General features: G+C 67.3%; 24 protein-coding genes, 1 tRNA gene, 1 other RNA gene and 1 pseudogene. 9 read left to right on the top strand and 18 right to left on the bottom strand.

All coding sequences use genetic code 11. From position 1 onward, the window contains the following. Positions 1-13: 13 nt before the first annotated feature. The 5 genes from MMSP_RS02305 to MMSP_RS02285 form a co-directional block, all read right to left on the bottom strand. A complete protein-coding gene (locus MMSP_RS02305) occupies positions 14-991 on the bottom strand; it encodes an SDR family NAD(P)-dependent oxidoreductase (RefSeq protein ID WP_036427032.1) in 978 nt (325 codons plus the stop codon). 55 nt (positions 992-1,046) lie between these two features. Continuing rightward, positions 1,047-1,742 (bottom strand): cutinase family protein, encoded by a 696-nt coding sequence (locus MMSP_RS02300; RefSeq protein ID WP_020785302.1) that lies wholly within the window; start codon positions 1,740-1,742, stop codon positions 1,047-1,049. Between the two features lie 112 nt (positions 1,743-1,854). Further along, positions 1,855-2,952, bottom strand: a complete 1,098-nt coding sequence (locus MMSP_RS02295) for a hypothetical protein (RefSeq protein WP_020785301.1) — start codon at positions 2,950-2,952, stop codon at positions 1,855-1,857. A 40-nt stretch (positions 2,953-2,992) separates the two neighbouring features. Continuing rightward, positions 2,993-4,147 carry a hypothetical protein gene (locus tag MMSP_RS02290; protein ID WP_020785300.1) on the bottom strand — a complete coding sequence of 385 codons (1,155 nt, stop codon included), beginning with the start codon at positions 4,145-4,147 and terminating at the stop codon, positions 2,993-2,995. Further along, positions 4,144-5,475 carry a hypothetical protein gene (locus tag MMSP_RS02285; protein ID WP_036426023.1) on the bottom strand — a complete coding sequence of 444 codons (1,332 nt, stop codon included), beginning with the start codon at positions 5,473-5,475 and terminating at the stop codon, positions 4,144-4,146. The genes MMSP_RS02290 and MMSP_RS02285 overlap by 4 nt, the downstream gene beginning before the upstream one ends. Before the next feature lie 84 nt (positions 5,476-5,559). Between MMSP_RS02285 and MMSP_RS02280 the strand changes: the two genes are divergently transcribed. Next, positions 5,560-6,003: a hypothetical protein gene (locus MMSP_RS02280; RefSeq protein ID WP_020785298.1), complete on the top strand. Its 444-nt coding sequence runs from the start codon at positions 5,560-5,562 to the stop codon at positions 6,001-6,003. Positions 6,004-6,006: 3 nt separating this feature from the next. Here MMSP_RS02280 and MMSP_RS02275 read toward each other — a convergent pair whose 3' ends face one another. The 3 genes from MMSP_RS02275 to MMSP_RS02265 all read right to left on the bottom strand — a co-directional run bounded on the left by MMSP_RS02275 (position 6,007) and on the right by MMSP_RS02265 (position 9,631). Continuing rightward, a complete protein-coding gene (locus MMSP_RS02275; RefSeq protein ID WP_020785297.1) occupies positions 6,007-7,380 on the bottom strand; it encodes a CHAT domain-containing protein in 1,374 nt (457 codons plus the stop codon). Continuing rightward, the gene (locus tag MMSP_RS02270) at positions 7,377-9,110 is read right to left on the bottom strand and encodes a hypothetical protein (protein WP_020785296.1); all 1,734 of its coding nucleotides are present in this window, start codon (positions 9,108-9,110) and stop codon (positions 7,377-7,379) included. Before MMSP_RS02270 ends, MMSP_RS02275 begins: the two co-directional genes overlap by 4 nt. 83 nt (positions 9,111-9,193) lie before the next feature. After that, positions 9,194-9,631, bottom strand: coding sequence for a lipoprotein LpqH (locus MMSP_RS02265; RefSeq protein ID WP_081435807.1), 438 nt, complete (start codon positions 9,629-9,631; stop codon positions 9,194-9,196). Here MMSP_RS02265 and MMSP_RS25535 point away from each other — a divergent pair. Beyond that, on the top strand, positions 9,630-10,259 hold the full coding sequence (locus MMSP_RS25535; RefSeq protein ID WP_308205588.1) for an enoyl-CoA hydratase/isomerase family protein: 630 nt from the start codon (positions 9,630-9,632) through the stop codon (positions 10,257-10,259). The genes MMSP_RS02265 and MMSP_RS25535 overlap by 2 nt on opposite strands. On the opposite strand, the pseudogene MMSP_RS02260 reads toward MMSP_RS25535, so the two are convergent. Together MMSP_RS02260 and MMSP_RS02255 are read right to left on the bottom strand one after the other, a co-directional pair. Beyond that, positions 10,165-10,654 (bottom strand): annotated as a pseudogene (locus MMSP_RS02260) (hypothetical protein); the annotation flags it as partial. The gene MMSP_RS25535 and the pseudogene MMSP_RS02260 overlap by 95 nt on opposite strands. 85 nt (positions 10,655-10,739) lie before the next feature. Next, a tRNA-Ser gene (locus tag MMSP_RS02255) sits at positions 10,740-10,825 on the bottom strand. 78 nt (positions 10,826-10,903) lie between these two features. Here MMSP_RS02255 and ffs point away from each other — a divergent pair. The 3 genes from ffs (at position 10,904) to MMSP_RS02245 (ending at position 14,327) form a co-directional block, all read left to right on the top strand. Further along, positions 10,904-11,000, top strand: an RNA gene (gene ffs / locus MMSP_RS25530) — signal recognition particle sRNA small type. 98 nt (positions 11,001-11,098) lie between these two features. Then, entirely contained in the window at positions 11,099-12,385 is a 1,287-nt protein-coding gene (locus MMSP_RS02250) for an aminotransferase class I/II-fold pyridoxal phosphate-dependent enzyme (protein WP_020785293.1), read from the top strand. Between the two features lie 58 nt (positions 12,386-12,443). Then, positions 12,444-14,327, top strand: coding sequence for a DNA polymerase III subunits gamma/tau (locus MMSP_RS02245; protein ID WP_020785292.1), 1,884 nt, complete (start codon positions 12,444-12,446; stop codon positions 14,325-14,327). Between the two features lie 48 nt (positions 14,328-14,375). Here the strand turns inward: MMSP_RS02245 and MMSP_RS02240 are convergent, their stop codons facing one another. From MMSP_RS02240 to MMSP_RS02220, 5 genes are read right to left on the bottom strand one after another with little or no spacing between them, the layout of a single operon-like run. After that, positions 14,376-14,852, bottom strand: coding sequence for an RDD family protein (locus tag MMSP_RS02240; protein ID WP_015357556.1), 477 nt, complete (start codon positions 14,850-14,852; stop codon positions 14,376-14,378). After that, positions 14,849-15,394 carry a hypothetical protein gene (locus tag MMSP_RS02235; protein ID WP_172900612.1) on the bottom strand — a complete coding sequence of 182 codons (546 nt, stop codon included), beginning with the start codon at positions 15,392-15,394 and terminating at the stop codon, positions 14,849-14,851. Before MMSP_RS02235 ends, MMSP_RS02240 begins: the two co-directional genes overlap by 4 nt. Next, entirely contained in the window at positions 15,391-15,633 is a 243-nt protein-coding gene (locus MMSP_RS02230) for an LPXTG cell wall anchor domain-containing protein (RefSeq protein ID WP_020785290.1), read from the bottom strand. Before MMSP_RS02230 ends, MMSP_RS02235 begins: the two co-directional genes overlap by 4 nt. A gap of 12 nt (positions 15,634-15,645) precedes the next feature. Next, on the bottom strand, positions 15,646-16,965 hold the full coding sequence (locus MMSP_RS02225) for a class I SAM-dependent methyltransferase (RefSeq protein ID WP_015357554.1): 1,320 nt from the start codon (positions 16,963-16,965) through the stop codon (positions 15,646-15,648). Continuing rightward, a complete protein-coding gene (locus MMSP_RS02220) occupies positions 16,962-18,374 on the bottom strand; it encodes an FAD-binding oxidoreductase (protein WP_036426018.1) in 1,413 nt (470 codons plus the stop codon). The genes MMSP_RS02225 and MMSP_RS02220 overlap by 4 nt, the downstream gene beginning before the upstream one ends. Before the next feature lie 46 nt (positions 18,375-18,420). On the opposite strand from MMSP_RS02220, the gene MMSP_RS02215 reads away from it, so the two are divergent. Further along, positions 18,421-18,858 (top strand): SRPBCC family protein, encoded by a 438-nt coding sequence (locus MMSP_RS02215; protein WP_015357552.1) that lies wholly within the window; start codon positions 18,421-18,423, stop codon positions 18,856-18,858. Here the strand turns inward: MMSP_RS02215 and MMSP_RS02210 are convergent. Next, positions 18,855-19,616 carry an Rv3717 family N-acetylmuramoyl-L-alanine amidase gene (locus tag MMSP_RS02210; protein WP_020785288.1) on the bottom strand — a complete coding sequence of 254 codons (762 nt, stop codon included), beginning with the start codon at positions 19,614-19,616 and terminating at the stop codon, positions 18,855-18,857. The genes MMSP_RS02215 and MMSP_RS02210 overlap by 4 nt on opposite strands. 98 nt (positions 19,617-19,714) lie before the next feature. Between MMSP_RS02210 and MMSP_RS02205 the strand changes: the two genes are divergently transcribed. Beyond that, on the top strand, positions 19,715-20,158 hold the full coding sequence (locus MMSP_RS02205) for a YbaB/EbfC family nucleoid-associated protein (RefSeq protein ID WP_011741924.1): 444 nt from the start codon (positions 19,715-19,717) through the stop codon (positions 20,156-20,158). An 11-nt stretch (positions 20,159-20,169) separates the two neighbouring features. Next, positions 20,170-20,781 carry a recombination mediator RecR gene (recR, locus tag MMSP_RS02200; RefSeq protein WP_015357550.1) on the top strand — a complete coding sequence of 204 codons (612 nt, stop codon included), beginning with the start codon at positions 20,170-20,172 and terminating at the stop codon, positions 20,779-20,781. Between the two features lie 15 nt (positions 20,782-20,796). On the opposite strand, the gene MMSP_RS02195 is transcribed toward recR, so the two are convergent. Beyond that, positions 20,797-21,492 (bottom strand): type 1 glutamine amidotransferase, encoded by a 696-nt coding sequence (locus MMSP_RS02195; RefSeq protein ID WP_086085092.1) that lies wholly within the window; start codon positions 21,490-21,492, stop codon positions 20,797-20,799. 4 nt (positions 21,493-21,496) lie between these two features. After that, positions 21,497-22,738, bottom strand: a complete 1,242-nt coding sequence (locus tag MMSP_RS02190; RefSeq protein ID WP_036426015.1) for a Mur ligase family protein — start codon at positions 22,736-22,738, stop codon at positions 21,497-21,499. A gap of 145 nt (positions 22,739-22,883) precedes the next feature. On the opposite strand from MMSP_RS02190, the gene MMSP_RS02185 reads away from it, so the two are divergent. Then, entirely contained in the window at positions 22,884-23,873 is a 990-nt protein-coding gene (locus tag MMSP_RS02185) for a DEDDh family exonuclease (RefSeq protein ID WP_020785285.1), read from the top strand. Positions 23,874-23,881: the final 8 nt, after the last annotated feature.

Genomic DNA, 23,881 nt, shown 5'->3' with positions numbered 1-23,881 from the left:
AGCGCTTCGCGGGCTAGGCGGTGAGGGCGGCGACCGTGTCCGCCAGCGTGGTGCGCGGATCCCGATAGGTCACGCCCAGCTCCAGTTCGCTCGGCGAATCATCGGAGTCCGGCATCTGCGTGTAGTACTGCATTCCCGCGGCAGTGAACGGGTTGTCGAAGGGCAGATACGGGCCGGCCAGATCGAGCAATGAACCCGCACCGCGCAGCACGCTGTCGGGAATCGGAACGCTCACTATCGGCGTCTCGGCCACCTGGCCAAGCATCTTCGCCAGCTCCGGCACCGGAATTCGATGCCCGCCCACCATGTACCGGCGAGGACCGCGCCCCGGCTCCAGCAGCGCCGCGTGCACCGCGGCCACGTCGCGGACGTCGATGATCAGCCAAGCCGCGTTGCGCCCGGGAATCGTGCGGATCTCCAGCGCGGCCTTGACCCCCTCGCCGGCCTCCCCGAATTGGTTGCCGACCGGCGGGCCCAGCACCATGCCCGGATAGGTGATGTTCACCGGTGCGCCGGCATCCTGCAATCCGCGCGCATAGATTTCGACCTGCGCTTTGGACGTTCCGTAGCCGTCGGATCCCCCCACCACCGGCAGGTCCGCCGAGAGGGTTTGCAGGCCGGGGTGGAAAAGGGCGGTAAAACTCGAGACGTGCACGATCGGATCGAGTCCGAGTGCGACGGCCTGTCCAAGCACGTTGCGAGCACCCTCCATGTTGGTGCTCAGCATGTCTTGAGTCTGGCGCTGGTCGGTCGCCACCAGTGCGGCACTGTGGACGACGGCGTCACATCCGGTGAGTGCCTCGCGCACCAGATCGCGGTCTTTGATGTCGCCGATGATGAAGTCGGACACATCGACGCCCAGCTTGGCGACCGACGACTCCAGTTTCGCGGGATTTCGGACCAGAAAGCGGACCGAATGCCCCGCATCGGCGATGGCCTTGGCGGTCCAGCCGCCAACAAACCCCGTACCACCGGTTACCAGAACGTGCATGCAGCGATTGTGCACGGCGAGTCGCCCCATCTGGCGGCGGGGGGCAATGGCCCGGCTACAGGTGGTGCGCCGGGAAGTCCGCGCCTTGGCCGGTCATCCCGTTCACGGCGTACAGCGCGTGCGCTGCCGCGTCGTTGCCGCCACTGCAAACCGGGTCACCGCTGGCACACAACTCGATGGTGCGGGGTTGATACAGCGGGCCGATAGTGATCGGCGGGGCTCCGTAGTGCTGCAGGAACTGCTCGGAGGGAGTGCCGAAAAGGGTCACTGCCGCAACATGATCAGCGATGTCCGGCGCCATGGGTTTGGGCACCGCCGCCGCGGGAACCCCCGGCGGTACCGACGCGGAAGTGACGTAGCCGGCCACCGCAGCGCCCTGCGAATACCCGCCGAGCACCTCTCGGGTCGCGGGGCACTTGGCCGCCATCGACTCGATATGTGAGCTGGCGTCGCGGATGCCGTCGATCACTGTCCGCGGGAAATCGCTGCTGGAGAAGTCGCTGCTGGCGGGGTAGTCGACCGCATAGACGGCCAAGGACTTGGCGCCGATATCCGACCGCAACGCGGCCACGAAAGATCCCCCGATGCCGCCGATACCCGGAGGTTCGCCGGTGCCGCGGGCGAACAACACCTCGACATCCGGACACGGTTCGGCGGCCGCGAACGGCACCCGGATTCCCCCTCCCACCAGCGCGCTTACCGCCGTTGCCGCACCGACGGCAAGCCGACGCGTCCATGTTGCGTTTCTCATGCTTATTCCAGAGTTAGGAGTTGGTGCGCTTGGCAACCGGATACCCGAGGGTGGCCAAGCGTGAAACCTGTGCCGCGGCCCGGCCCCGCAATGCTATCGAGGCTGCCCGACATCAGGGTGTTCGTGAAGCGCCCAGTTTCGGATCCGAATTTCGATCGGTGGGCACCATCCCGCGCGGCAGCGTCAGGGCCAGATCGCTATAGGTAACGATGCCGGGGGCCGCGGCAACGACAGCCGGAATCGCGTTGATGGTGGGCATCGCGGTCATGATGTGCCCGAGCACCATGAAGTCGGCGATCGTTTCGGCCTGGAAGTAGGGCGGCGGCAGAAAGCTGACTTTGGTTGTAACCGTGGGAGTTCCGTCGACCTGGATGACCCAGCCATCCTGGTCCATCTGCCAGTCCGGATCGAGGGTCTGTCCCTTGCGCCACCGGACATTGAGCTCGACGATGGTCCGGCCGCCCGCCATTCCCTGCCAGCTGGCGTGGACGCCCGCGACACATCCCGCCGCAATGGTCCAAGAACCCAGGTCGAGGTCCGCGGTGGTCTGCGCGTGTTCGGCCACACAGCGGACCTCGTCGAGTTCGACCCCCAGCGCGTCGGCGACCAACCGGACCGCCTCGCCGAAGATGGCCGTTCCCTGGGCGGTCATCGCCTGCAGCTGCGGATGGTCGATCGGCTGGCCGAAGCCGACCGGCCGCTCGGTTGCGGGGGAGTCATAGAACGTGGTGTCGGCGGCCTCGTTGACGGTCACCTTGTCGATCCGGTTGCACACCATCGCCGACACAATGGCCAACAGTTCGGCAAACCCCGGACTGACGCCGGATCCGAAGATCGTCGAGCCGCCGTGGCAGCAGGCCGCCAGAATCCGGTCGCGGCCGGCGCCCAGGTTGTGCCCGGTGATGAACGCCGCCGTGGTCACCACATTCACTCCGGCCGACAAGATGCGCACCAGTTCGTCCACGTCAATCCACATCGGGTTGTAGACCACGCAGTCCGGTTTGAGGGCCAGCAGCGCCTCGACGTCATTGCTGGCGGTGATGCCCAGCGGTGCCATGCCGCACAGTTCGCCGGCGTCGCGCCCGGCCTTCTCCTGCGACCAGGCGTAGCACCCCACCAGTTCCAGCGCGGGGTGAGTCGCGATCGCCTGCAGCGAACTCTTGCCGACGTTTCCGGTGGTCCATTGCACGACCCGATAACTGTTTGGCACTCGCTCAGCATAAGAATCGGGGCGGATCTTCGAGGGGGAATCAGTAGGCGGACTCACTGGCCAGGATCTCGGCCAGAAAAGCGTCCGGTGGCGGCCGGTCCAGCCGGTCGCGCACCCAGCGGCGCACCCGGTCGCGGGTCTGGCGTGATTCCGCGATGTCGGCCCCGATCACTACCGACGTGGCGGCCCAGTTGTGGTCCCATGCCGAGGTCTGGGTCATGGCGCGCCGTTGCGCGTCGACGAGTGCGACCGTGGCCCGGCCGCCGGCATCCAGCGCGCCGGTGCCGCTGGCCTCACCGGAGCGCACTCGGACCGGCACGTCGGTGGCCGGCTGTGCTCCGATGAGGGCGGCCCGCACGACGGCGACAACGGCGGACCCGGCCGGTCCGCCGGGCTCGATCGTCCAGTCGACGGTGTCTTCGGCCGCATCGAATATCGCCGGCGGTACTCCGTCCCAGTTGATCGACGCCACGCCACGGCCGATCGACGCCGCGCCGCGCGGGCCTTGCCCGGCGCCGGCGGCCAGCGCATAGTCGTCGCGCCGTCCCGTCGGCATCGTCACCGCGACCGATGAATCATCAATTGCGGCAGAAAGTTCCGTCCAGCCGGCGCCGTCCGTGCCCACCTCGTCGGCAAGATGAGCCCCGGCCCGCACCAGTGCGCGAATGCGTGCATCATCGGTCCGGACATGTGCGGTCAGGGCGCCGGCGTGCGGCGCCAGCAGTTCGGCGACGTCCGAATCCAGGGTGTCGTCGGTGAAGAAGCCCTGTGCCCCGACCGTCAGCAGTGCGACCTCGACGTCGAGCAGCGCCCGGTCCAGCCCGGCGATGTCGTCGCGTTGACTGGCCGGCCACCAGCGCCGCAGCCAATGGCCGACGGCCAGGCGTCGCAGGCCGGCGGCGGAGCCCGGGATGAGGTCGACGCCGCGGAGGTCGACGTCACCCGCCGGGTGCCCGGCCACCGCCGAGAGCACCGCGACGTGTCCGGATTCGCCGACCACACGCCAAAGCCAGTCGGCGCGCGCCGCGTCGGTGAAGGTGATGCGGGTGGCCGCCTCCCCGCGCGGGTCATCAATGACCCAGGACAGCACCGCCCCACTGACTTCCAGCAGCGCAATCAGTGGAGACGCCGGGAGTTGCTCGTCGGGGCCAGTGGCACCGGTGCTCCACAATCCTGACTCGGCCACCAGTTTCATCCGGCCACCTGCAATTCCAGCATCGACTTGATCCGCTGCCGATGGTCGAGACTCACCGAACGCGCGACACTGTCGAGTAGCGACCGCACGTCGTCGACGTCCGCGCAGGGCTCCTGCCAGACATCGCGCCCGTGCAGTCGTGCCCAAAGTCGGCTCAGGTAGGGCTGGGCGTAGGCGGCCAAGTCGTCGACCACCTGACGTTGTCGTGGATGAATCGGCCCGCCGTCGGCAAGGTAGCGGCGGGCGTGCAGCACGTAGGCCTCTTTGCGCAGCCGCGACTGAATCTGCGCGGCCAATGCGTAGCGGTTGGTCATGGTTCGGTCCAAGGGGGCCAGTTCGACGGCGACTTCGATCCCGGCCACCAGGGTCGCCTGCTTGTCGTCGCCGAGCAGGCCCCATGGGGCGCAGGCCCGGTCGACTTCCTCCTCGCACAGTAAGGGGATGTCTGGCAACGCATCTCGGTCCAGGGCGCGGCGGAGGGTGGCACGCACCCGATCCACCACGGTCCGGTCCAGGGGACGGTCGCTGGCGGAGCCGGCATTGACGGTGGGGGGTTGTTGTGGCGCAACCGAACTCAAGCCCAGTGCGACTATCGACCAGGGCAGCTCGCCAGATTCGACGCGCGCCAGTGCGCCGAGGTCGTATGCGGTGGTGGAGCCGGCCAGCATCGACCAGGCGCGCTGGCGTGCGATGACGGCACCGTGGTTGGGAGCGGGGCCCAGCGCCGTGCCCAGTGCGGTCCGGAACGCATCGATCGCCGCGCGGCAGGTCGAATCCGGTGCCCGCACGTCGCGCCAGCTTCGACTGAGTTGATCGGTAAGCGCGGCCACCACTTCCGGACTTGCCAGATATTCATGCAACACCTCGATCGCGGTGCGGTCGCGCCCCTGATGGATCTCGTGCAGCACCGTCGCCGGGGTTTCACGATCACCGGCCGCGGGCGGGCCCTTGGTGATCGCCAGCTCGAAGCACACCGGGAAGTACAACTCCTGGGCGTTTCCGCTGCGGATCCGCAGCTTGCGCCGCTCGGCTTTGAGCACATCGAACCACGATGCCGCAGAGCATAATTGGACAGCGCTGCCAAGGATCGCGTCGTGCATCAACGTCGCGGTGGCCGGGTCGACGACGGGCGCTGAATACTGGGGATTCGACCGCAACCGCAGCACCAGTGGATCGATGATGCGCTTGACGGTGCGACTCAACGGACCGCCGTCATCGCTGCTGAGCAGTTCGACCCCGGGGCCGATCGCGCGCCACGCCTGATCGATCACCGCGCGGCGGGGACTGCCCACCGCTACGGTCGTCGTCAACTGTGGATCCGCGCACATGTCAACAGGATAGGGGCATTGACGCGGATACTGATATTCCCAAAGCTGGGTTCGGTAGCCGATTGTCCCCGCGAGGCTGGCGCTATGAGCAAACCCAAGATGCTGGCCATCGGCGCCGAAGTTGCGCTGATCGCAACCACCCTGTGGTACCTGGTGATGCGCGACTTCCGGATCGCACTGGCCGGGATCGGGTTTGCTCTGGCCACGGTGAGTCTCATCGGCCACGCCAGCTACGCGGCACGACGGATGCCGGGGGTCGCTCGGACGGTCGGAGTGGGTACGGTGCGCACGGTCGAAGGCGGCGAGGCCGAACCTGGCGACGGTGAGCGCCAGATCTGGATCGAAGTGGCCAGCGTGCACGGCGACACCTTCATCGGCCGACTAGTGCAGGACGACACGGAAACAGACACGGCGACATTGCGCCCCGGACTGGTGGTGTTGGTGGCGTTTGATCCCGCCGACCGCCAACAGCTTTCGCTGCCCGATGACGTGTTGGCCGTTCGCGCCAGGGGTCTGGCCATCGGTTGACCATCAGCGTGCCCCGTCGACGGCGAAACTGACCACCGCACCCCAATACAACGGACTGGCGCTGGCCTCGCCGTCACGCCAGCGTCGCATTTGGGCGCGCTGCCAGCGATTTACGGCGCACCCGGCTTCGTCGGCCTCGTGGGCCGAATCGATCGCGGCGACGATCTCGGTCATCGGGTCGGTCATCGGGTCTGCCGGATCGCCGTCCTCGGCGACGAACTGCCGATAAGCCGCGGTGGTGGGAAGCGACCACAGGGTGGCGGTCACCAGCTGCGCCCCGCCCAGGATGGTCGCCGCCACCAGTCCGGTTGCCTCATCGAATTGGTAGTCGCCGCCGGAGGCACAGGCCAGCAGCGCCACCCGCGGTGGCATCGACATCCGCAGCGCCATCAGATCCGAGGCGGTCAGCGGCCGGTGGTCGCCGATCGCGGGGGCATCCCCGGGTATTGTGGCACCACACGCCAGATGCAGCGCCGCATGGTCGGCATGCCCACCCTCGCTATCGGCCGAACTGGCATGCCCGACGTACAAGAGCCGACTTGGTTGTTGCACCAGCAATTTCGACAGCCAGTCCCGGTCGGTATCCCTGCGGCGGAACAGCTCACTGGGCGAGTCGACCGCCGGCAACACGGGGCGACGTCGCATCAGTTCGGCAAAATGCCTGGCGAGCGGGGTTTCCTCCGACGGCCTGCCCAGCACCGATCCCAGTGCCGAGTCGGGCCGCTGGCCGGGCACGCGCGGGTCGAGTATGAGTATCGGCGGGCCGTCTTTGCGGGCGGCCCATCGGGCCGGCACGCGCGCGGAGTGCACGATGTTCTGGGGCACCGCCAGAAGGATGTCGACCAACTCCATCAGCCGGTAGCCATCGGTGTACTCGGTGATGTCGGCAAACTGCCAAGGGATCCGGGCGGCCGCTCGGCCGCTGGCGGTGATCGCCTCCTGGCGAGCCCGCACCAACTCTTCCCGGGTGGGCCCCGCGGTCGGCAACGCCAGCAGCCCCCAGGGCGCCCGCGCCAGCCGGGCGCTGGGCGAGATGAACAGCACCGGCCGCGGCGATGCCGCGCACTCGGTCAGCAGTTGCCATCCGGGCGTGCCGATCAGCAGTACCCCCAGGATGAACGCGACCGTCAGTTCGCTGTCCCGCGTTGCGAATGGGCCCCAGCAAAGTGCGCGTTCGATGGCCTCGCGCCGGTCCTCGTTGCCGTGGGGCTCGGGTAGTGCGTCGGTCAGTTCGGCCAAGGCCGCCAGCAGGATCGGCTCGTCCACCACCCAGTTGACGGTTCTGGATGGTTGGCCGACCACGCGCAGACTCGCGTAGGTGGTGATCCCGACGTCGGCGTAACGCAGCACCAGAGTGGGGCGGTCCGAGTCGTTCATGGCCAGGTGGACCAGACGGGCTCGGCGGACGTGACGGCGCGACCGTAGCGTTGCAGCGCCAGCGCGCGATAGTGGCTCAGGATCGGTGGGGCGTCCGGTTGCATCTGCAAGGGCGGCAAGGGGCCCAGGCGTGTCAACGAGTTCGCCCCCTGCCGTGACGTCCCCGCTGCGGCGGCGGCCGGTTCGTCGGTGTCGACGAACGCCGGCGCGGTGGCGGTCGATGCCCACTCGCCCATGGCTTCGCGTGGCGGAGCGGGGCTAAACGTTCCTCGGGCGCTGTGGTATTCGACCAGTTCACTGATCAGCTCGGTATTTTCCCACTCCCAGGCGACGGCGAACGCGCCGGCCAGAATCGGGGCCGAGACATGGCTTGCCCAGCGTGATCTCGCGTCAGCGTCAGCGATCGAATAGCGAACCGAGTCGACGGCGAGCGCCGCGGGAACCTTGAGTTCGGCGGCCTGTTCCAGCTTGCTCATCGCACGCCAGTACCCCTCGGTGCCGATCTCACCGTGCAGCAGGCCGATTGACTCGGCTTGGCGGGCTTCGGTCTGCTGCAGTGTCTCCTCCGGATCGCCTGAGCCGTCGAACCCCAAGTCCGCCAGCGCGTCTGCCCGCCACACCGTGCCCAGATGACTGTCGAGTTGGGCGTACTGAAGCCAGCTGCTGCGAGGCGATGAGTCGAGCAGTTCCCGCGCCTGCGCGATCATCTCCACGGCTTGCGCGAAGCGGCCCCAAAAGATGGCTATCCAGCTGCGCTGCAGCAGAATGCGGTGCAGGTACAGGGGCCTTCCCAGGTCACGCCAGTGCTTTTCGGCGTTCGCCCAGCATTGGTCGGCGACCTCGAGCGCACCGCTGGCCAGTCGGGTAAGGCCAAGGTAGAGCCAGCAGCGGGCGACATCGTGTGCGCGCGCGTAGCGGGAGATGATCGGCTCCGCTTCGGAGACCAGCTGCTCGGTGGCCGCGTGGTCGCCGACCACCCAGCGCGCCGCCGCTCGTTCTAATTGTGTTCTGGCGAAGGCAAATTCCCATCCCCTGGCCTGAGCGCGGGCCCCGGCGCGTCGCAGCCACGGTTCGGCCTCCGACAATCGTCCTGTCTCGACGCAGAACCTGCCGTATGCGGTGGCCCCGTACACCCAAAGGTGATCGGAGTATTCGGCGTCGGAACCGGTGTCCGGCCGGTTCAGCGTTTCGAGCACGGATTCCCAATTCGGCACCGCGTGGGTGTGTAGATCGTCGTCGCACAACGCGCTTGCGCACAGAATCCGGGCGTGGGTGAGCAGGAGCCGGTGCTCACCGGCAAGGTCGGGGAACTCCGCGCCGGCTGAGTCGGCCAGCGCGGTGAGTTGCCGCGCGGCGCCTTCGTGATCGCCCTCGGCCGCGCACAGGCCAATCTGCAGCAGGGCGGCGCGCTGGGAATAGCGGCAGATGAGGTGCCTGACTTCGGTGTCCGACAGCTGTATCTGGGCGGCCGCCTCCGGCAGGGTACCGTCGAGAATCTTCGAGTAGCTGGCCAAGCAGTCACGAATGCGCCGGACGCACTCGCGCACGCCCTCGGTCGCGCCGCGGACCAGGTAGATCTCGCCCAGCTGCGCGAATACCTGCAGTGCGAGGTCATCGCGATCGGCTTGTTCGATTTGCGGCAGCAGCGCGATCAGCAGCTCCCGGGCCGCGTCCTCGTCCGCGGCCAACGCCAGGTGCCGGGCGTGTTCGAGATCGCCGGAGATCGACACGGCTGCATCATAAGTCCGTTTTGACCGCGACAGACCGGACCGGTGGACAAGCGATGCTTGCCCACCGGCCGGTGCCCCCTGCATCAGCCGCACGTCACCTTGATGCTGAAGTCCTTGGTGATCATTCCGGCCATCGGGTTCTTCATGTCGGCACCTTGCGCCTGGCCGGTGATGGTGTAGGTCTTGCCCTCCACCGCAACCTTGGCCGAGCCGACCTTGGCACCCATGTTGTCGGTGACAGACAATGCGTTGCCGTCCACCACAAGCGCCAGCGACTCGACTCGCGGAGTGGCCTCATCGGTCATCACCACCGCCAGTGCCTGCTGGCCGCCGGCGGAGCCACTACCGATGTCGATCTTGCCGCCCTGCTTGACGCAGGTCACCGAGGCCGGGTCCAGGCCAGGAAGATTCGTGCCGCCCACCTGGACCTGCGTTCCGCCACCGCCGGTGGAGACACTTGATGCCGGGCTGGCTGAGTGGCCGCCGCTGGAGCAGCCCACCAGCGCCGATGCGCAGCCAATGGTTCCAATCGCAGCCGCGATAACACGTTTCACTGGATTTCCTTCCATCATGCGCCGCCCTGGTGGCGCCGTCATGGGAGTAAGTACAGAACGCCCGGGTTGCTACCGATCCCAACTATTTGGCTCGACCGCCGTGGTGGTGGAGTGTGTGACTGTGATTGAGATTCAGGCCGTAGACGCCGTGCAAGTGCTCACCCTCTCGTCCGGGCGGGTCAACGCCCTCGATGTCGAGCTGCTGACCGAGTTGACCGATGCGCTGCGCGAACTGGGCTCCTCACACGGTGGCGCGCTGGTGCTCACCGGCGCCGGACGAGTGTTCTCTGCCGGGGTCGACCTGAACCGGGTGGTGCAGGGCGGGACCAGCTATACGGATCGGCTGATTCCAGCGTTATCGGACGCGTTTGACGCGATGTTCGGCTACCCGGGCCCTACCGTGGCCGCGATCAACGGTGCCGCCATCGCGGGCGGGTGTGTGCTGGCATGCGCCTGCGACCGTCGACTGATCGGCGCCGAAGCCGCGATCGGTGCCTCTGAGGTGCCCTTCTTGCGGCGGCGGCGCTGCTTGGGTTCTTTCACCTTGATCGGTTTGGGCGGTGGCGGTGGCAATTCCGCGACAAACGACAGGTAGAACGCGAAGAAGCCGAGTACCGCAATGGCGGCAGCGGCCCCGTAGATCCCGAACAGCCATTGCCCCACCGAGTCCAGGCTGAGCCAGATCTCGCTGATGGCGGTCCCGATGATCAGCACCCCGGCCAGCACGTGCGCCACGATCGACCATGTCCGAATCGATAGCGCCAGGGCAGGGGTGCCAAGTTCCGGCTTGCGGGTACGCAGCAGGGTGAACACCACCGGCAGCGCGGCCAGGCCGAACAGGGCGCCCGCGGTGATCCGGGGCCCGGTCCCCAGCGAGTGGGCGGTATCGCCCATCAATTCGGGCCAACGGGGCAGAACGAAGAAGAAGTAGAGGACGCCTGCGCCGATCGAAAACGACGCGTGCCACAGCATGGCAACCTTGCGCCCCATACCCCTCCTCGTACTGTGAGCCGGAGCCAGTCAAGCTGACCAGCCCACACTGTCCGCCCGCGCCTCGGCGCGGGCGCGACCATTGCGGAGGATGCGGGATTTGAACCCGCGAGGGCTATTAACCCAACCCGCGTTCCAGGCGAGCGCCATAGGCCACTAGGCGAATCCTCCGCCGATATGGTAGCCGCTGTCTCGGCGCCCGTGTTCCGCGGCCGCCGACGAATGTCTCCGCGGAGGTATTAGACTCGCGGCAGGACCCCGCGCGGCGTCTATCCTGTGAACTCCCCCAGGGCCGGAAGGCAGCAAGGGTCAATGGGCTCTGTCGGGTGCGCGGGGTCCCCCTTTGTCCGGGGCGGCCCACCAGGTGCCAACCAGCAAGAACTGGCCTGCAACCGCTCAAGACCTGCATGTTTGATCCACGGTTTTCGACGGTGAAAGGGCCGCATGGTCTCGTTCGATTCGCTCAGCCCTGAAGAGCTAGCCGCTTTGCATGTCCGCCACGAGCAGGACTACGCAAACCTGCGCGTTAAAGGCCTGTCCCTGGATCTCACCCGAGGCAAGCCGTCTTCTGAGCAGCTGGACCTGTCTAATCAACTGCTGAGCCTGTCCGGTGGCCAGGACTACCGCGACCCCGAGGGCCTCGACACCCGCAACTATGGCGGCCTGCATGGCCTGCCGGCGCTGCGCGCCATCTTCGGTGAGTTGCTCGGCATCCCGGTCCAGAACTTGATCGCGGGAAACAACTCCAGCCTGGAGCTGATGCACGACGTGACCGCGTTCTCCATGCTCTATGGCGGGGTCGACTCGCCCCGGCCTTGGGTAAAGGAGCCGGACGGCATCAAGTTCCTGTGCCCCGTTCCCGGCTATGACCGCCATTTCGCCATCACCGAAACGATGGGTGTGGAGATGATCCCCGTCCCGATGCTCGAGGACGGCCCCGACGTCGATCTGATCGAGGAACTGGTCGCCGTCGACCCCACGATCAAGGGCATGTGGACCGTACCGGTGTTCGGCAACCCCACCGGTGTCACGTATTCCTGGGAAACGGTGCGCCGGCTGGTGCAGATGCAGACGGCGGCACCGGACTTCCGCTTGTTCTGGGACAACGCCTACATGGTGCACACCCTCACGCCGGACTTCATCCGGCAGGTTGACGTGCTGGGGCTGGCGGCCAAGGCCGGCAATCCGCACCGGCCCTACGTTTTCGCATCCACGTCGAAGATCACCTTCGCCGGCGGCGGCGTCAGCTTCTTCGGCGGGTCGTTGGGCAACATCGCGTGGTATCTGCAGTACGCCGGAAAGAAGTCGATCGGTCCGGACAAGGTCAACCAGCTGCGGCACCTGCGGTTTTTCGGAGACGCCGACGGCGTACGCTTGCATATGCGCCGCCACCAGCAGATATTGGCGCCCAAGTTTGCGTTGGCGCTCGAGATCCTCGATCAGCGGCTCAGCGATTCCAAGATCGCGTCGTGGACCGAGCCCAAGGGCGGGTATTTCATCAGCCTCGATGTGATGCCGGGGACCGCGCGCCGCACCGTGGCGTTGGCCAAGGACGCCGGGATTGCCGTCACCGAGGCGGGCGCGTCGTTCCCGTATCGCAAGGATCCCGAGGACAAGAACATCCGGATCGCGCCGTCTTTCCCGTCGCTGCCCGATCTGAGCGACGCGGTCGATGGTCTGGCGACCTGTGCCTTGCTCGCCGGCACCGAGGCCTTGCTGGCCCGCCCGTAGTTCCCGCTCGGACCAGTGGATTCCGCAATAGTCCGCCAGCCTGAGTAGCCTGCTGACCGTGGCTCTCTACCGCAAATATCGTCCGGCGACCTTCGCGGAGGTGGTGGGGCAGGAGCATGTCACCGAACCGCTGTCGATCGCCCTGGAGGCCGGCCGGATCAACCATGCGTACCTGTTCTCCGGGCCGCGCGGCTGCGGCAAGACGTCGTCGGCGCGCATCCTGGCGCGGTCCTTGAACTGCGCGCAGGGCCCCACGGCCACGCCGTGTGGAACCTGCGAGTCCTGCCAGGCCTTGGCGCCCAGCGCGCCCGGCAGCATCGACGTGGTCGAGCTCGACGCGGCCAGTCACGGCGGTGTGGACGACACCCGGGAATTGCGGGATCGCGCGTTCTACGCGCCCGCGCAGTCGCGCTACCGCGTGTTCATCATCGACGAGGCGCACATGGTGACCACCGCCGGTTTCAACGCGCTGCTCAAGATCGTCGAAGAGCCCCCCGAACACCTCATCTTCATCTTCGCCACCACGGAACCGGAGAAGGTGCTGCCCACCATCCGGTCGCGCACCCACCACTACCCGTTCCGCCTGCTGCCGCCGCGCACCATGCGAGGTCTGATCGGGCGGATTTGTGAGCAGGAGGGCGTGGTCGTCGACGAGGCGGTGTATCCGCTGGTGACTCGCGCCGGCGGTGGTTCCCCGCGTGACACGCTTTCGGTGCTGGACCAGCTGGTGGCCGGGGCGCAGAGCAACCATGTGACCTACCAGCGAGCGCTGGGACTGCTGGGTGCCACCGACGTCGCGCTGATCGACGACGCCGTGGACGCGCTTGGCGCCGGGGATGCCGCGGCGCTGTTGGGGGCGGTCGAATCGGTGATCGACGCCGGGCACGATCCTCGTCGCTTCGCCACCGACCTGCTGGAGCGATTCCGCGATCTCATCGTGCTGCAAGCGGTTCCCGACGCCGTGTCTCGCGGGGTCGTGGACGGCCCCGAAGATGTGCTGGATCGGATGCGGGAGCAGGCGGCGCACCTCGGGTCGGCGACGCTGACTCGCTACGCCGAGGTCGTACAGGCCGGGCTGGGCGAGATGCGTGGCGCGACGGCACCCCGGCTGCTGCTGGAGGTGGTGTGTGCCCGGCTGCTGCTGCCCTCGGCCAGCGACGCCGAATCGGCGCTGTTGCAGCGCATCGAGCGGATCGAGACCCGGCTGGCCATGTCGATACCGGCCGGTGCGGGAGCCACCTCGGCCCCAGCGCCGGAAGCGCCGGCCGCGCCGGAAGCGCCGGCCGCGCCGCGGGCGACGACCTCCGCCCGGGCGGAGGCCAAAGAGATGGTCAGGCAAAGCATGCGCCGGCCGGCACCACCAGAGCCCAAGTCCGCGCCAGAGCCGCCGCCGGCTCCCGAACCCCGGCCGGCGCCCGAACCCCGGCGGGCGCCCGAACCCCGGCCGGCTCCGGTTCCCGAACCGGTCTCGGCTCCCGGGGAGCTCAATGCCGCCGCGGTTCGCAGCATGTGGCCGACCGTGCGCGAGAAGGTGCGCCAGCGCAGCCGCACCACCGAGGTGATGCTCGCCGCCGCCACCGTTCGTGCGCTCGAAGACAACACGCTGGTACTGACCCACGACTCGGCGCCGCTGGCCCGGCGGCTGTCCGAGCAGCGCAACGCCGACGTCATCGCCGAGGCGCTCAGAGATGCGTTGGGAGTCAACTGGCGGGTGCGCTGCGAGGTGGGCGCCGCGGAACCCGCCGCAACCCCGAAGCCGGCCAAGGCCGCGGCCCCGGCGGCGGATCCCGTTGCCGTCGATTCCGCCCGGCGTGGGGAAGAGGAAAGCCTGCTGGCCGAAGCCGGTCGCAGCGACCCGTCCGAGCCGCGCCGCGAACCCGAGGAAGTGGCGCTCGAACTGCTGCGCAATGAGCTGGGTGCCCGCCGCATCGACAACGCCTGACCTCGCGCGTGCCGTTGTGCCGCGCGACATCCGGGTGCTTGCGCGGCGTCAGACCGGTTCGTCCGGGCCGGTCGCGGCATGGGGTCGTGAATAAACGACCCGACTACGGAACACGATGTCCTGCAACGATCTTCGCTGCCGGTCGATCGCAACCCAGATCAACCCGACCGGGAACAGAACGCAGCCGATCGCCCGTAGCGTCGCGACCAGTGGGCGTAGGCGATGTGAGTGTCGTCCGGCGACTCGAAGCCCCATCATCACCGCGCCGGCGGTGCACCCCGAAACCGCCCAACAGCCGGTGAGGTATCCGACGGCGACCACAAAGGTGACCAGGGTGGAAAACACAACGTTGAGCGCCGGCAGGCTGAAGGACACCGGGGAGTAGACCAGCTTGACCAGGATCAGGCCGAGGTAGAGCGCACCCATGATCAGCAGAACGACCACCAGATCGATGACGGCTGCCAGCCCCCGGGTGACGATGCCGGCCGCACGCCCATCGGCGGGCGCCGGATCGGAGGAGATCACTGATCGTCCCGGTCACGCCCCAGAACCCGGTCAACGATCCTGGCGACGCGGTCATCGGCCCGTTCGCCTTGGCTGCGAACGTCGGTCATCACCTCGGCCGTTACCGAACTTGTCGACTCACGGATGATCCCGGGCAGGTCGACACCGTCGATCACCTTGTCCGCCAGGGTGATCAGATCGATCCGGTTGATCACTGCATCGATGTCGACCTCGGCGACCAGGGCGTCCAGATCAAGCCGTTCGCGAACCAGAGCGGTCAGGTCGATCTGGTCGAGTACCAGATCCACCAAATCGCCGGCCATCGGCAGCACCCGCGCCCTGAGCGGGTCCACATTCTGCGCGAGCCACCGGTCGCCTCGCTGCGACAGTTCGTCGATGCCTTGCCGCACCCATGACCCGACCAGCGGTAGTCGTTGCACGTTTCGGAATAGGCTCTGCCCCCATCCCAGCGCGATCGCCGTGGCGCCGACGCTGACGGAAACCACCGGGTTTCTGATCACGTCTACGCCTTTTTCGGCCGCCCGGGGCAAGCCATGGCTCATTTCCGGCGGCGTCGACGCAGCAGCAGGCCCACCAGGATGCCCAGCACAAACATGGCGCTCAGCAGCAGCCACATGGGCGACTCGACGGTGACCCACGGCAAGTGCATCTGCGGGCGCTCGCGGTTCTGTGCGATGAAGATCGCCGCCAGCACGACGAGGATCAGCGCGACCCAGTGCCGTACCGCGAACCTGCGGGCCCGGCTCCCTGTCGAAGTTGCGGCGGCATCGTCTGGCGACATAGCGATCTCCTCCTAGGCCGTCCACCACGGCCGTAGCGGCAGGTCATCTTCGCCCCAGGTGTCGACGTTGGCGGCGAGCACGTGATGCAGCTGCAGGTTGTTGCGCTCAAACGCCACTCGCGAGGCCGCCATGTACAGGCCCCATACCTTGGCGATGGGCAGTCCGACTTCGGCGACCGCCACGTCCCAGTGCTTGACGAGGTTGTGGCACCAGTCGCGAAGCGTCAGCGCGTAGTGCTGCCGCAGGTTCTCCTCGTGCAGCACCTCGAAGCCGACTTCCTGGATCTCGGTGATGATGCGGCCGGAGCCGGTCAGCTCCCCGTCCGGGAAGACGTAGCGGTCGGTGAACCCGCCGGCGAAGGATGTCGACTTGTTGTCGTGGCGGGTGATGCAGTGGTTGAGTAGCAGGCCGCCGGTGCGCAGCTTGGATTTGAGCAAGCCGAAATAGGCGGGATAGTTGCGGACGCCGATGTGCTCGGTCATTCCGATCGACGAGACGGCATCGAACCCGGTCTCCACCACGTCCCGGTAGTCGCAGTGGCGCACCTCGGCCAGCTGCGCCAACCCCTCGTCGGAGATCTTCTGTTGGGCCCACGTGGCCTGCTCGGCCGACAGCGTGGCGCCGATGACCCGGACCCCGTGGCGCGCGGCGTAGCGCACCATCCCGCCCCAGCCGCAGCCGACGTCGAGTAGGCGATCGCCCGGCCGCAGCCGCAGCTTCTCGAAGACCAGCCGGTACTTGTTCTCCTGAGCCTCTTCCAGGGTTGCCCGTTCGTTCGGATAGACCGCGCAGGTATAGGTCATCGACGGCCCGAGCACCCACTCGTAGAAGGTGTTCGAGACGTCGTAGTGGTGGTGGATGGCCTCGGCGTCGCGGGTCTTGCTGTGCAGGACGCCCTCGGCCATTCGGCGCCACCGCGGCGGCGTCTCCTGCGGCGGCGGCGCGATCGGCAACAGATGCTCCACCCCGATCGAGCGCACCACGTTGGCCAGCACCCGCGCTGACGGCCGTTTGAACTCGACCCGGTCGGTCAACGCTTTGAGCAGCTCATACGGATCGCCGGGATGCACACCGTGGGGCTGTAGGTCCCCCGATACGTAGGCCCGGGCGAGGCCGAGTTCCCCCGGCGCCGTCGCCAGGTAGGTGGTGCCGCGGGGGGAGGTGAGTTCCAACCCCATTTCCGCGTCGTTGCAACCGGCGGTGCTGCCGTCATACGCACTGAACTTCAGTGGCTGGCCGCCGGTCGCGGTGAAGATCGCCAGGACCTCGGCAATACTGAGTCTGCCGCCGTTGGCATTCGGGGGCTGGTTGGCTTCTTTCGTTGCAGTCATCGTCGTTGCACCGCCTTTGCGTAGAGATCGAGCAGACGCGAATCTGGATCGTAGGTTTTCTTCACCGTTTTGTACGACTCCCCGCCGTACAACTCATCGAACTCTTCTCGGGTGTAGTAGCTGTCGGAGTAGAGCGACTTGTGTCCGTTGAGCTCGCTCACCTTCGTCTCTATCTCCCGGTTGGTTGCCCCCTCGGTGGCGCCGGCCGGCACCGAGGACCAGAAGCCGACATTGACGTAGCTGTGGTCCGGCCGGATCGGATACAGCGGCCAGCCGTCATTGTCACGAAGCCGTAAGGGGCACAGCCAGATCGGTGCGATGGGTACCGTTTCCAAAAACCATGTCATGAAGTCCTGGGTGCGCTCGATGGGAACCTCGACATCCTGCACCACTCGCTCTCGCGGGGGGCGCCCGTGGCGCTTCTCGATCCGGTCGGCGATTCCGAAGCGCTGGTCGAGTTCCACCAGCTTCCAGTAGGCGCTGCTGCGCCGGTACCGCCGCGGCCACCAGCGCCGCAGCGTCGGGTTCTGCGCGCCGAACGCGCGTGAGCACCAGAACCAGTCGGTGTCCCAGCGCCAGAAGTAGTCGTGGGTGGTCAGGCGGTCCGCTTTGACGCCGCTCTCGTGCTGGATCGACCGGTAGTAGATGTCTTTTCCGGTGTAATCGCTGACTGGGCCCGGCGTTGCGGTCCGCACACCGACGCACAGGTAGCTTTCGTCGGCGCTGAAGACCACGCCGTCCAGGTAGTCCACCGCCATCCCGTCCAGGCCCCCGGTATCGACAATGCGCTCCATCGCCGCGACCAGTGCCCGCAACGAGTCGAATCGGATGTGCTGCAACGCCACAAAGGGCTTGACCGGCTCCAGCAGGATCTTGAGCCGAGTCGAATAGCCCAGCGTGCCATAGGAATTAGGGAAGGCTCGATACAGATCGGCGTGCCGGTCGGCCGATACCGTCAGCAATTCGCCCGCGCCGGTGAGGACGTCCATTTCGAGCACCGACTCGTGCGGCAGGCCATTGCGAAACGATGCCGACTCGATGCCCAAGCCGGTGACCGCGCCGCCGAGCGTAATGGTCTTCAACTGCGGAACCACCAGCGGCGACAGACCGTGCGGCAGCGTGGCTGCGACCAGGTCCTCATATGTGCACATGCCGGCCACGTCGGCGGTGCGGGCGTCGGGATCGATGCTGATCACACCGGTCAACCCGGAGGTGTCCAGACCCCGAACATCGCGTTTGGCGCGGGCGAGGAACAGGTTTGAAGTGGGTTTGGCCAACCGGACCGTTGCGGTCGTGGGAATGGATCGATAGCTAGCCAGCAATCGCTCTACGCCCGATGTGTGGGCGGACAGTCCAGATCCAGTACCAGGCACCACATATATCGTAGTCACCGACCACAGCCCCTGCATCCGTGTGTGGGCTGCACCGCGATTCATGACAGAGGAGTTGCGCCTGATGGGACAGGTGAGCGCAGCCAGCACGATCTTGATCAATGCTGAGCCTGCGGCCGCTCTTGCCGGAGTGGCCGATTATCAGAACGTTCGTCCGAAAATTCTTTCCCCGCAATACAGCGAGTACCAGGTGCTCGAAGGGGGGCAGGGACAGGGCACCGTCGCAAAGTGGCGACTGCAGGCGACCAAGTCGCGCGTCCGTGACGTGCAGGTCGGCGTGGATGTCGCAGGCCACACGGTGATCGAAAAGGATGCGAACTCATCCATGATCATCAACTGGACGGTGGCTCCGGCGGTGCCGGGCTGCAGCGTGACCGTCAAGGCCACCTGGAACGGCGCCGGCGGGGTCAAGGGCTTCTTCGAGAAGACGTTTGCCCCGCTGGGTTTGAAGAAGATCCAGGGTGAAGTGCTGGCCAACCTCAAGTCCGAGCTGGAAAGCTAGCGCGCCTGGCCCTGGCTGGCCAGAAAGCCCGCGACCCCGCGGACCAGCGCGTTGGCATACTTCTGCCGCCCTTCGGGGGACTCCATCAGCGCCGAGTCCGCGGGGTTCTTCATGTTGCCCAGCTCGACCAGGATCGACGGGTACTGGGCCAGGTTCAGCCCCGCCAGATCCGAACGCCCGTACAAGCCGTCCTGCCCGATGTAGTTGGCCGGCGGAATACCCGAGGCCCGCAACTGGTCGCGCATGACCCGCGCGAACTGCACCGAGGGACCGGCCTGGGCCGCGTTCAGCGGCGGGGACGAGTAGTTGACGTGAAAGCCGCGGCCGGTGGCCGGGCCGCCGTCGCCGTGCAGGCTGACGACCGCGTTGGGATGTAACGCGTTGGCCGTGTTGGCGCGTTCGTCGATGCACGGACCCAGCGCGTTGTCGTTGCCGCGGGAGAGCGCCGTTCGTACGCCCAGCGCGTTGAGCGCGGCGCGCAGTCGCAGGGCGGTGTCCCAGGTGAACGTGTGCTCCGGGTAACCGCTGTTGCTCGATGTCCCGCTGGCCTGGCAGTCCTTGGTGCCGCCCCGGCCGGTGGGGACCTGACGCCCGATCGATGCGTCGTTGGCGCCGTTGTGCCCAGGGTCGATGAAAACGACCATGCCGGCGATGTTGGAAGGGGCTGCGGCCGCCGTTGGGAGCAGGGGTGTCAACGCCGCTACGAGCATCCCGATGACCATGGCGATCCCGACACGCGGGCTGACTCCTACGTCCACTGCGCAACGGTAACGCCGCGCCGTCTAGGCTGATTGTTTCAAATCGCCATACAACCGCAGGCGAAACCAACTCGAGACCAAGATGCTAGGGGACTGTCATGCAACCCGGCGGCGACATGTCGGCACTGCTCGCTCAAGCACAGCAGATGCAGCAGAAGCTACTGGAAGCCCAGCAACAGCTGGCCAATTCCGAGGTACACGGTCAAGCCGGTGGCGGCTTGGTCCAGGTCGCTGTCAGGGGCAGCGGCGAACTGGTCGGGGTCACGATCGACCCCAAGGTGGTCGACCGTGACGACATAGAGACGCTGCAGGACCTGATCGTTGGTGCCATGCGCGATGCGTCTCAGCAGGTGACCAAGATGGCGCAGGAGCGCCTGGGTGCGCTGGCCGGCGCGATGCGCCCGCCCGGCGCGCCCGGTGCCCCAGGAGCGCCGGGAGCGCCGGGAATGCCGCCACGGCCGGGTGCGCCGGGAATGCCAGGTATGCCGGGTGCCCCGGGCGCACCGGGTATGCCAGGCATGCCGGGTGCCCCGGGGGTCTGACCGGCCCCGGCATGTTCGAGGGACCCGTTCAGGATCTGATCGACGAGCTCGGCAAGCTGCCGGGCATCGGCCCCAAGAGTGCCCAGCGCATCGCGTTTCACCTCTTGTCGGTTGAGCCGCCGGACATCGACCGGCTGACCGCCGTGCTGGCCAAGGTCCGGGACGGGGTGCGCTTCTGCGCTGTGTGCGGGAACGTCTCCGATGACGAGCGTTGCCGCATTTGCGCGGACCCGCGCCGGGACGGGGCCCTGGTCTGCGTCGTCGAAGAGCCCAAAGACATCCAGGCCGTCGAGCGAACCCGCGAATACCGCGGTCGCTATCACGTGCTGGGCGGGGCGCTCGATCCGCTTTCCGGGATCGGTCCCGAGCAGCTGCGAATCCGCGAGTTGCTGACTCGCATCGGTGATCGGGTCGACGGCGTCGATATCACCGAGGTGATCATCGCCACCGACCCCAATACCGAGGGCGAGGCGACGGCCACCTACCTGGTGCGGATGCTGCGCGACATCCCCGGCCTGACCGTCACCCGGATCGCGTCGGGGCTGCCGATGGGTGGTGACCTGGAGTTCGCCGACGAACTCACCCTGGGCCGCGCGTTGACCGGCCGCCGCGCGATGGTCTGAGTTCGGCGGGCGGCGCTAGCGCGCCGACAACCGCTCTCGGCGCAACAATTCCACTTCCGGTAGCTCCAGCGGCGCCAGCGCTCCGACCACCTTGCTCAGCAGCAGGTCGGCCAGCTCGGGGTTGCGGGCCAGACACGGCCCGTGCATGTAGGTCGCGACCACGCCGCCCTGGACGACGCCGTCAAAGCCATCGCCCGCCCGGTTGCCCGCACCCTTGACCACCGCACCCAACGGCGATGCCGCTGGGCCCAGAACGGTACCTCCGCGGTGATTTTCGAAACCCGTGAGCCGCTGGGTCAACCCGGGCAGCAATGGCTTGCTGATCAGCTCACCGATGGTGCGGGTCTGTTGCGGAGAGGTGGTCGCATCGAGCAGGCCGACACCGTCGACACGTTCGCCCGATGAGGTTTCATACCAATGCCCGAGTACCTGGACGGCCGCACAGATCGCCAGCACGGGTGCGCCCCGGCCGGCCGCGCGCTGCAGTCCCGGGTGCTGCAGCAGGTGCCGGGTGGCCAATCGCTGCGCGTAATCTTCCGCGCCGCCCAGCGTGTACAGGTCCAAGGAATCCGGTACCGGGTCGGAAAGGGTGATCTCGACGATCTCGGCGGGGATGGCCCGCAGGCGTAGCCGTTGGCGCAGCACGACGGCGTTGCCGCCGTCACCGTAGGTACCCATCACGTCGGGCAACACCAGGCCGATCCGGACCACAGAGTCAGCCATTGCGCGTCAACCTCCGCTGCAGCTGGAGGAACGCGGTGTAGTTGGCGACCACCTCCACCGGTCCCGGCGGGCAAGACTCGATGGCCGCCACGGTGTCGTGCACCAGGGTGTGCTGCACGCCCGCGTAACCCAGGCGCACCGCCAGGTCGGTGCCGCGCTCACCGGCGGCCACCACCGGGGTCGTTTTGAACGCCTCGGCGAAATGTTCGAAGCGCACATCCCACAGCCAGGACAGATCCTCGCCGTCGGGCACTTGTCCGTTGACGGAGATGACCACTCCGGCGGCACGTTCGTCCACCATCGACAGCGCTTCCTGCCAGCCGGCCGGGTTCTTGGCCAGAAGGATCCGTGCTTGGTGGCGGCCGAGAGCGAAGCTGCGGTAACGGCCGGCGACCTCGTCGACCTCGGCGACCGCGGCGACGGCCAACGCCGGATCCGCGCCCAACGCGACGGCGGCCGCGACCGCTTGGGTGGCGTTTCCCCGATTGACCGCGCCGGGCAGCGCCAGCCGCATCGGCAGCGCCAGTCCGTCCGGCCCGTACACGGCTTCGTCATCGAACCACCACTGTGGTCTGGGCCGTTTGAAGTCGGCGCCGGTGGAGTACCAGTGCCCGGGTTCGCGAACGATGACCTCGCCGCTGCGCGGGCAGCTCACCGAGTCGTTCGACCAGGAACCGCCGGCGGCCACCCACACCACGTTGGGGCTGTCGTAGGCCGCTGAGGTCATCAGGACGTCGTCACAGTTGGCCACCACCACCGCGTTCGGGTGGCGGGCCAGGCCGGCCCGCAGGGTGCGTTCGATCACGTTGATCTCGCCGACGCGGTCCAGCTGATCCCGGGACAAGTTCAGGAGCACCAGGCCCGCCGGCTCGACGGCGTCCGACACGTGCGGGACGTGCATCTCGTCGACTTCCAGCGCCGCGAGTCCGGCACGACGGTCGGCGGCCAGCGCGGCCACCAGGCCGGCGTCCATGTTGGCACCCTCGGCGTTGGTGGCGACGGCGCCAAGGGTGCTCAGGGCGGCCGCGGTCATCCGGGTGGTCGTCGATTTGCCGTTGGTGCCGGTGATGACGACGGTGCGCCGACCGCTCGCGAGCTGGCGCAACACCGAGCGGTCCAGGGTCATTGCGACCAGGCCGCCGATCATCGCACCGGCTCCGCGACCGGTGACTCGAGACGCCCAACGCGCGCTCGAACCTGCGGCGAGGGCTAGCCGGGCACGGGCGGTTATCACCCGGGCAGTTTAAGGGCGATCGCAACCTTGGCGCTGGGGGCCGAGTGGAGCGGGTCGTGGCCAAGTAACGGGCCGTCCCCAAGTTGAGGCCGACACGAGGCGCAACGACGCCGGTGATGTCGGCCCGACGTGCCATTCTCATCGTGTGAGCCAGAACTGGGGACGGCCGGCCGGCCACCCGGGTGAGGGTTGGGCCGTCGTCGATGTCGAGACCTCGGGATTTCGGCCGGGGCACGCCCGGGTCATCAGCGTCGCCGCGCTTGGGCTGGACGCAGCCGGCAATGTCGAGCATTCCGTGGTCAGCCTGCTCAATCCCGGGGTGGATCCGGGCCCAACCCACGTGCACGGTCTGACCGCGGCGATGCTCGAAGACCAGCCTCAGTTCGCCGACATTGTCGGTGATCTGACCGAGCTACTGCGCGGCCGCACGCTGGTGGCCCACAATGTCGCGTTCGACTACTCGTTTTTGGCCGCTGAGGCTGAACTGACAGATGCCGAGCTGCCGGTGGATTCCGTCATGTGCACGGTCGAGCTGGCCCGGCGGCTGGAACTCGGAATCGACAACCTCAGGCTGGAGACGCTGGCCGCACATTGGGGCGTGACCCAGGAACGGCCGCACGACGCTTTCGACGACGCACTGGTCTTGAGCGGGATCCTGGCACCGGCGCTGCAACGGGCCCGCGAACGCGACGTTTGGCTGCCGATTCATCCGGTCACCCGGCGCCGGTGGCCCAACGGCCGGGTGACCCACGACGAACTGCGCCCGCTCAAGGCGCTGGCCTCCCGGATGCCCTGCCCCTACCTCAACCCGGGCCGCTACGTCTGTGACCGGCCGCTGGTCCAGGGCATGCGGGTAGCGCTGGCCGCCGAGGTGGGCCGAACCCATGAGGAGCTCGTCGAACGGATCCTGCATGCCGGACTGGCCTACAGCGATGGCGTCGACCGGGAGACATCGCTGGTGGTGTGCAACGAAGACGCCCCTGATCAGGGCAAGGGCTACCACGCCCGGCAGCTGGGTGTGCCCGCGCTTACCGACACGCAGTTCATGGACCGGGTTGGCTGTGTGCTCGGCGGCACCAGTGCCGAGAAATTCACCGACCACACTCTGGTCGAAGAACAGTTCGCGCTCTTCTGAGGCCAACA

This window comes from Mycobacterium sp. 012931 (assembly GCF_000419295.1).
GTDB classification, from domain to species: domain Bacteria; phylum Actinomycetota; class Actinomycetes; order Mycobacteriales; family Mycobacteriaceae; genus Mycobacterium; species Mycobacterium marinum.
Note: the sequence above shows the minus strand (reverse complement) of the source record. Positions and strands in the feature narration are given on the sequence as shown.

Coding starts and splice junctions, on each gene's coding strand:
- MMSP_RS02215 (WP_015357552.1), top strand. CDS start 18,421: ATGGGACAGGTGAGCGCAGCCAGCACGATCTTGATCAATGCTGAGCCT.
- MMSP_RS02230 (WP_020785290.1), bottom strand. CDS start 15,633: ATGTCGCCAGACGATGCCGCCGCAACTTCGACAGGGAGCCGGGCCCGC.
- MMSP_RS02305 (WP_036427032.1), bottom strand. CDS start 991: ATGCACGTTCTGGTAACCGGTGGTACGGGGTTTGTTGGCGGCTGGACC.
- MMSP_RS02300 (WP_020785302.1), bottom strand. CDS start 1,742: ATGAGAAACGCAACATGGACGCGTCGGCTTGCCGTCGGTGCGGCAACG.
- MMSP_RS02205 (WP_011741924.1), top strand. CDS start 19,715: ATGCAACCCGGCGGCGACATGTCGGCACTGCTCGCTCAAGCACAGCAG.
- MMSP_RS02250 (WP_020785293.1), top strand. CDS start 11,099: ATGGTCTCGTTCGATTCGCTCAGCCCTGAAGAGCTAGCCGCTTTGCAT.
- MMSP_RS02235 (WP_172900612.1), bottom strand. CDS start 15,394: ATGAGCCATGGCTTGCCCCGGGCGGCCGAAAAAGGCGTAGACGTGATC.
- MMSP_RS02225 (WP_015357554.1), bottom strand. CDS start 16,965: ATGACTGCAACGAAAGAAGCCAACCAGCCCCCGAATGCCAACGGCGGC.
- MMSP_RS02290 (WP_020785300.1), bottom strand. CDS start 4,147: ATGAAACTGGTGGCCGAGTCAGGATTGTGGAGCACCGGTGCCACTGGC.
- MMSP_RS02220 (WP_036426018.1), bottom strand. CDS start 18,374: ATGCAGGGGCTGTGGTCGGTGACTACGATATATGTGGTGCCTGGTACT.
- MMSP_RS02275 (WP_020785297.1), bottom strand. CDS start 7,380: ATGAACGACTCGGACCGCCCCACTCTGGTGCTGCGTTACGCCGACGTC.
- MMSP_RS02280 (WP_020785298.1), top strand. CDS start 5,560: ATGAGCAAACCCAAGATGCTGGCCATCGGCGCCGAAGTTGCGCTGATC.
- recR (WP_015357550.1), top strand. CDS start 20,170: ATGTTCGAGGGACCCGTTCAGGATCTGATCGACGAGCTCGGCAAGCTG.
- MMSP_RS25535 (WP_308205588.1), top strand. CDS start 9,630: ATGGTTCCAATCGCAGCCGCGATAACACGTTTCACTGGATTTCCTTCC.
- MMSP_RS02285 (WP_036426023.1), bottom strand. CDS start 5,475: ATGTGCGCGGATCCACAGTTGACGACGACCGTAGCGGTGGGCAGTCCC.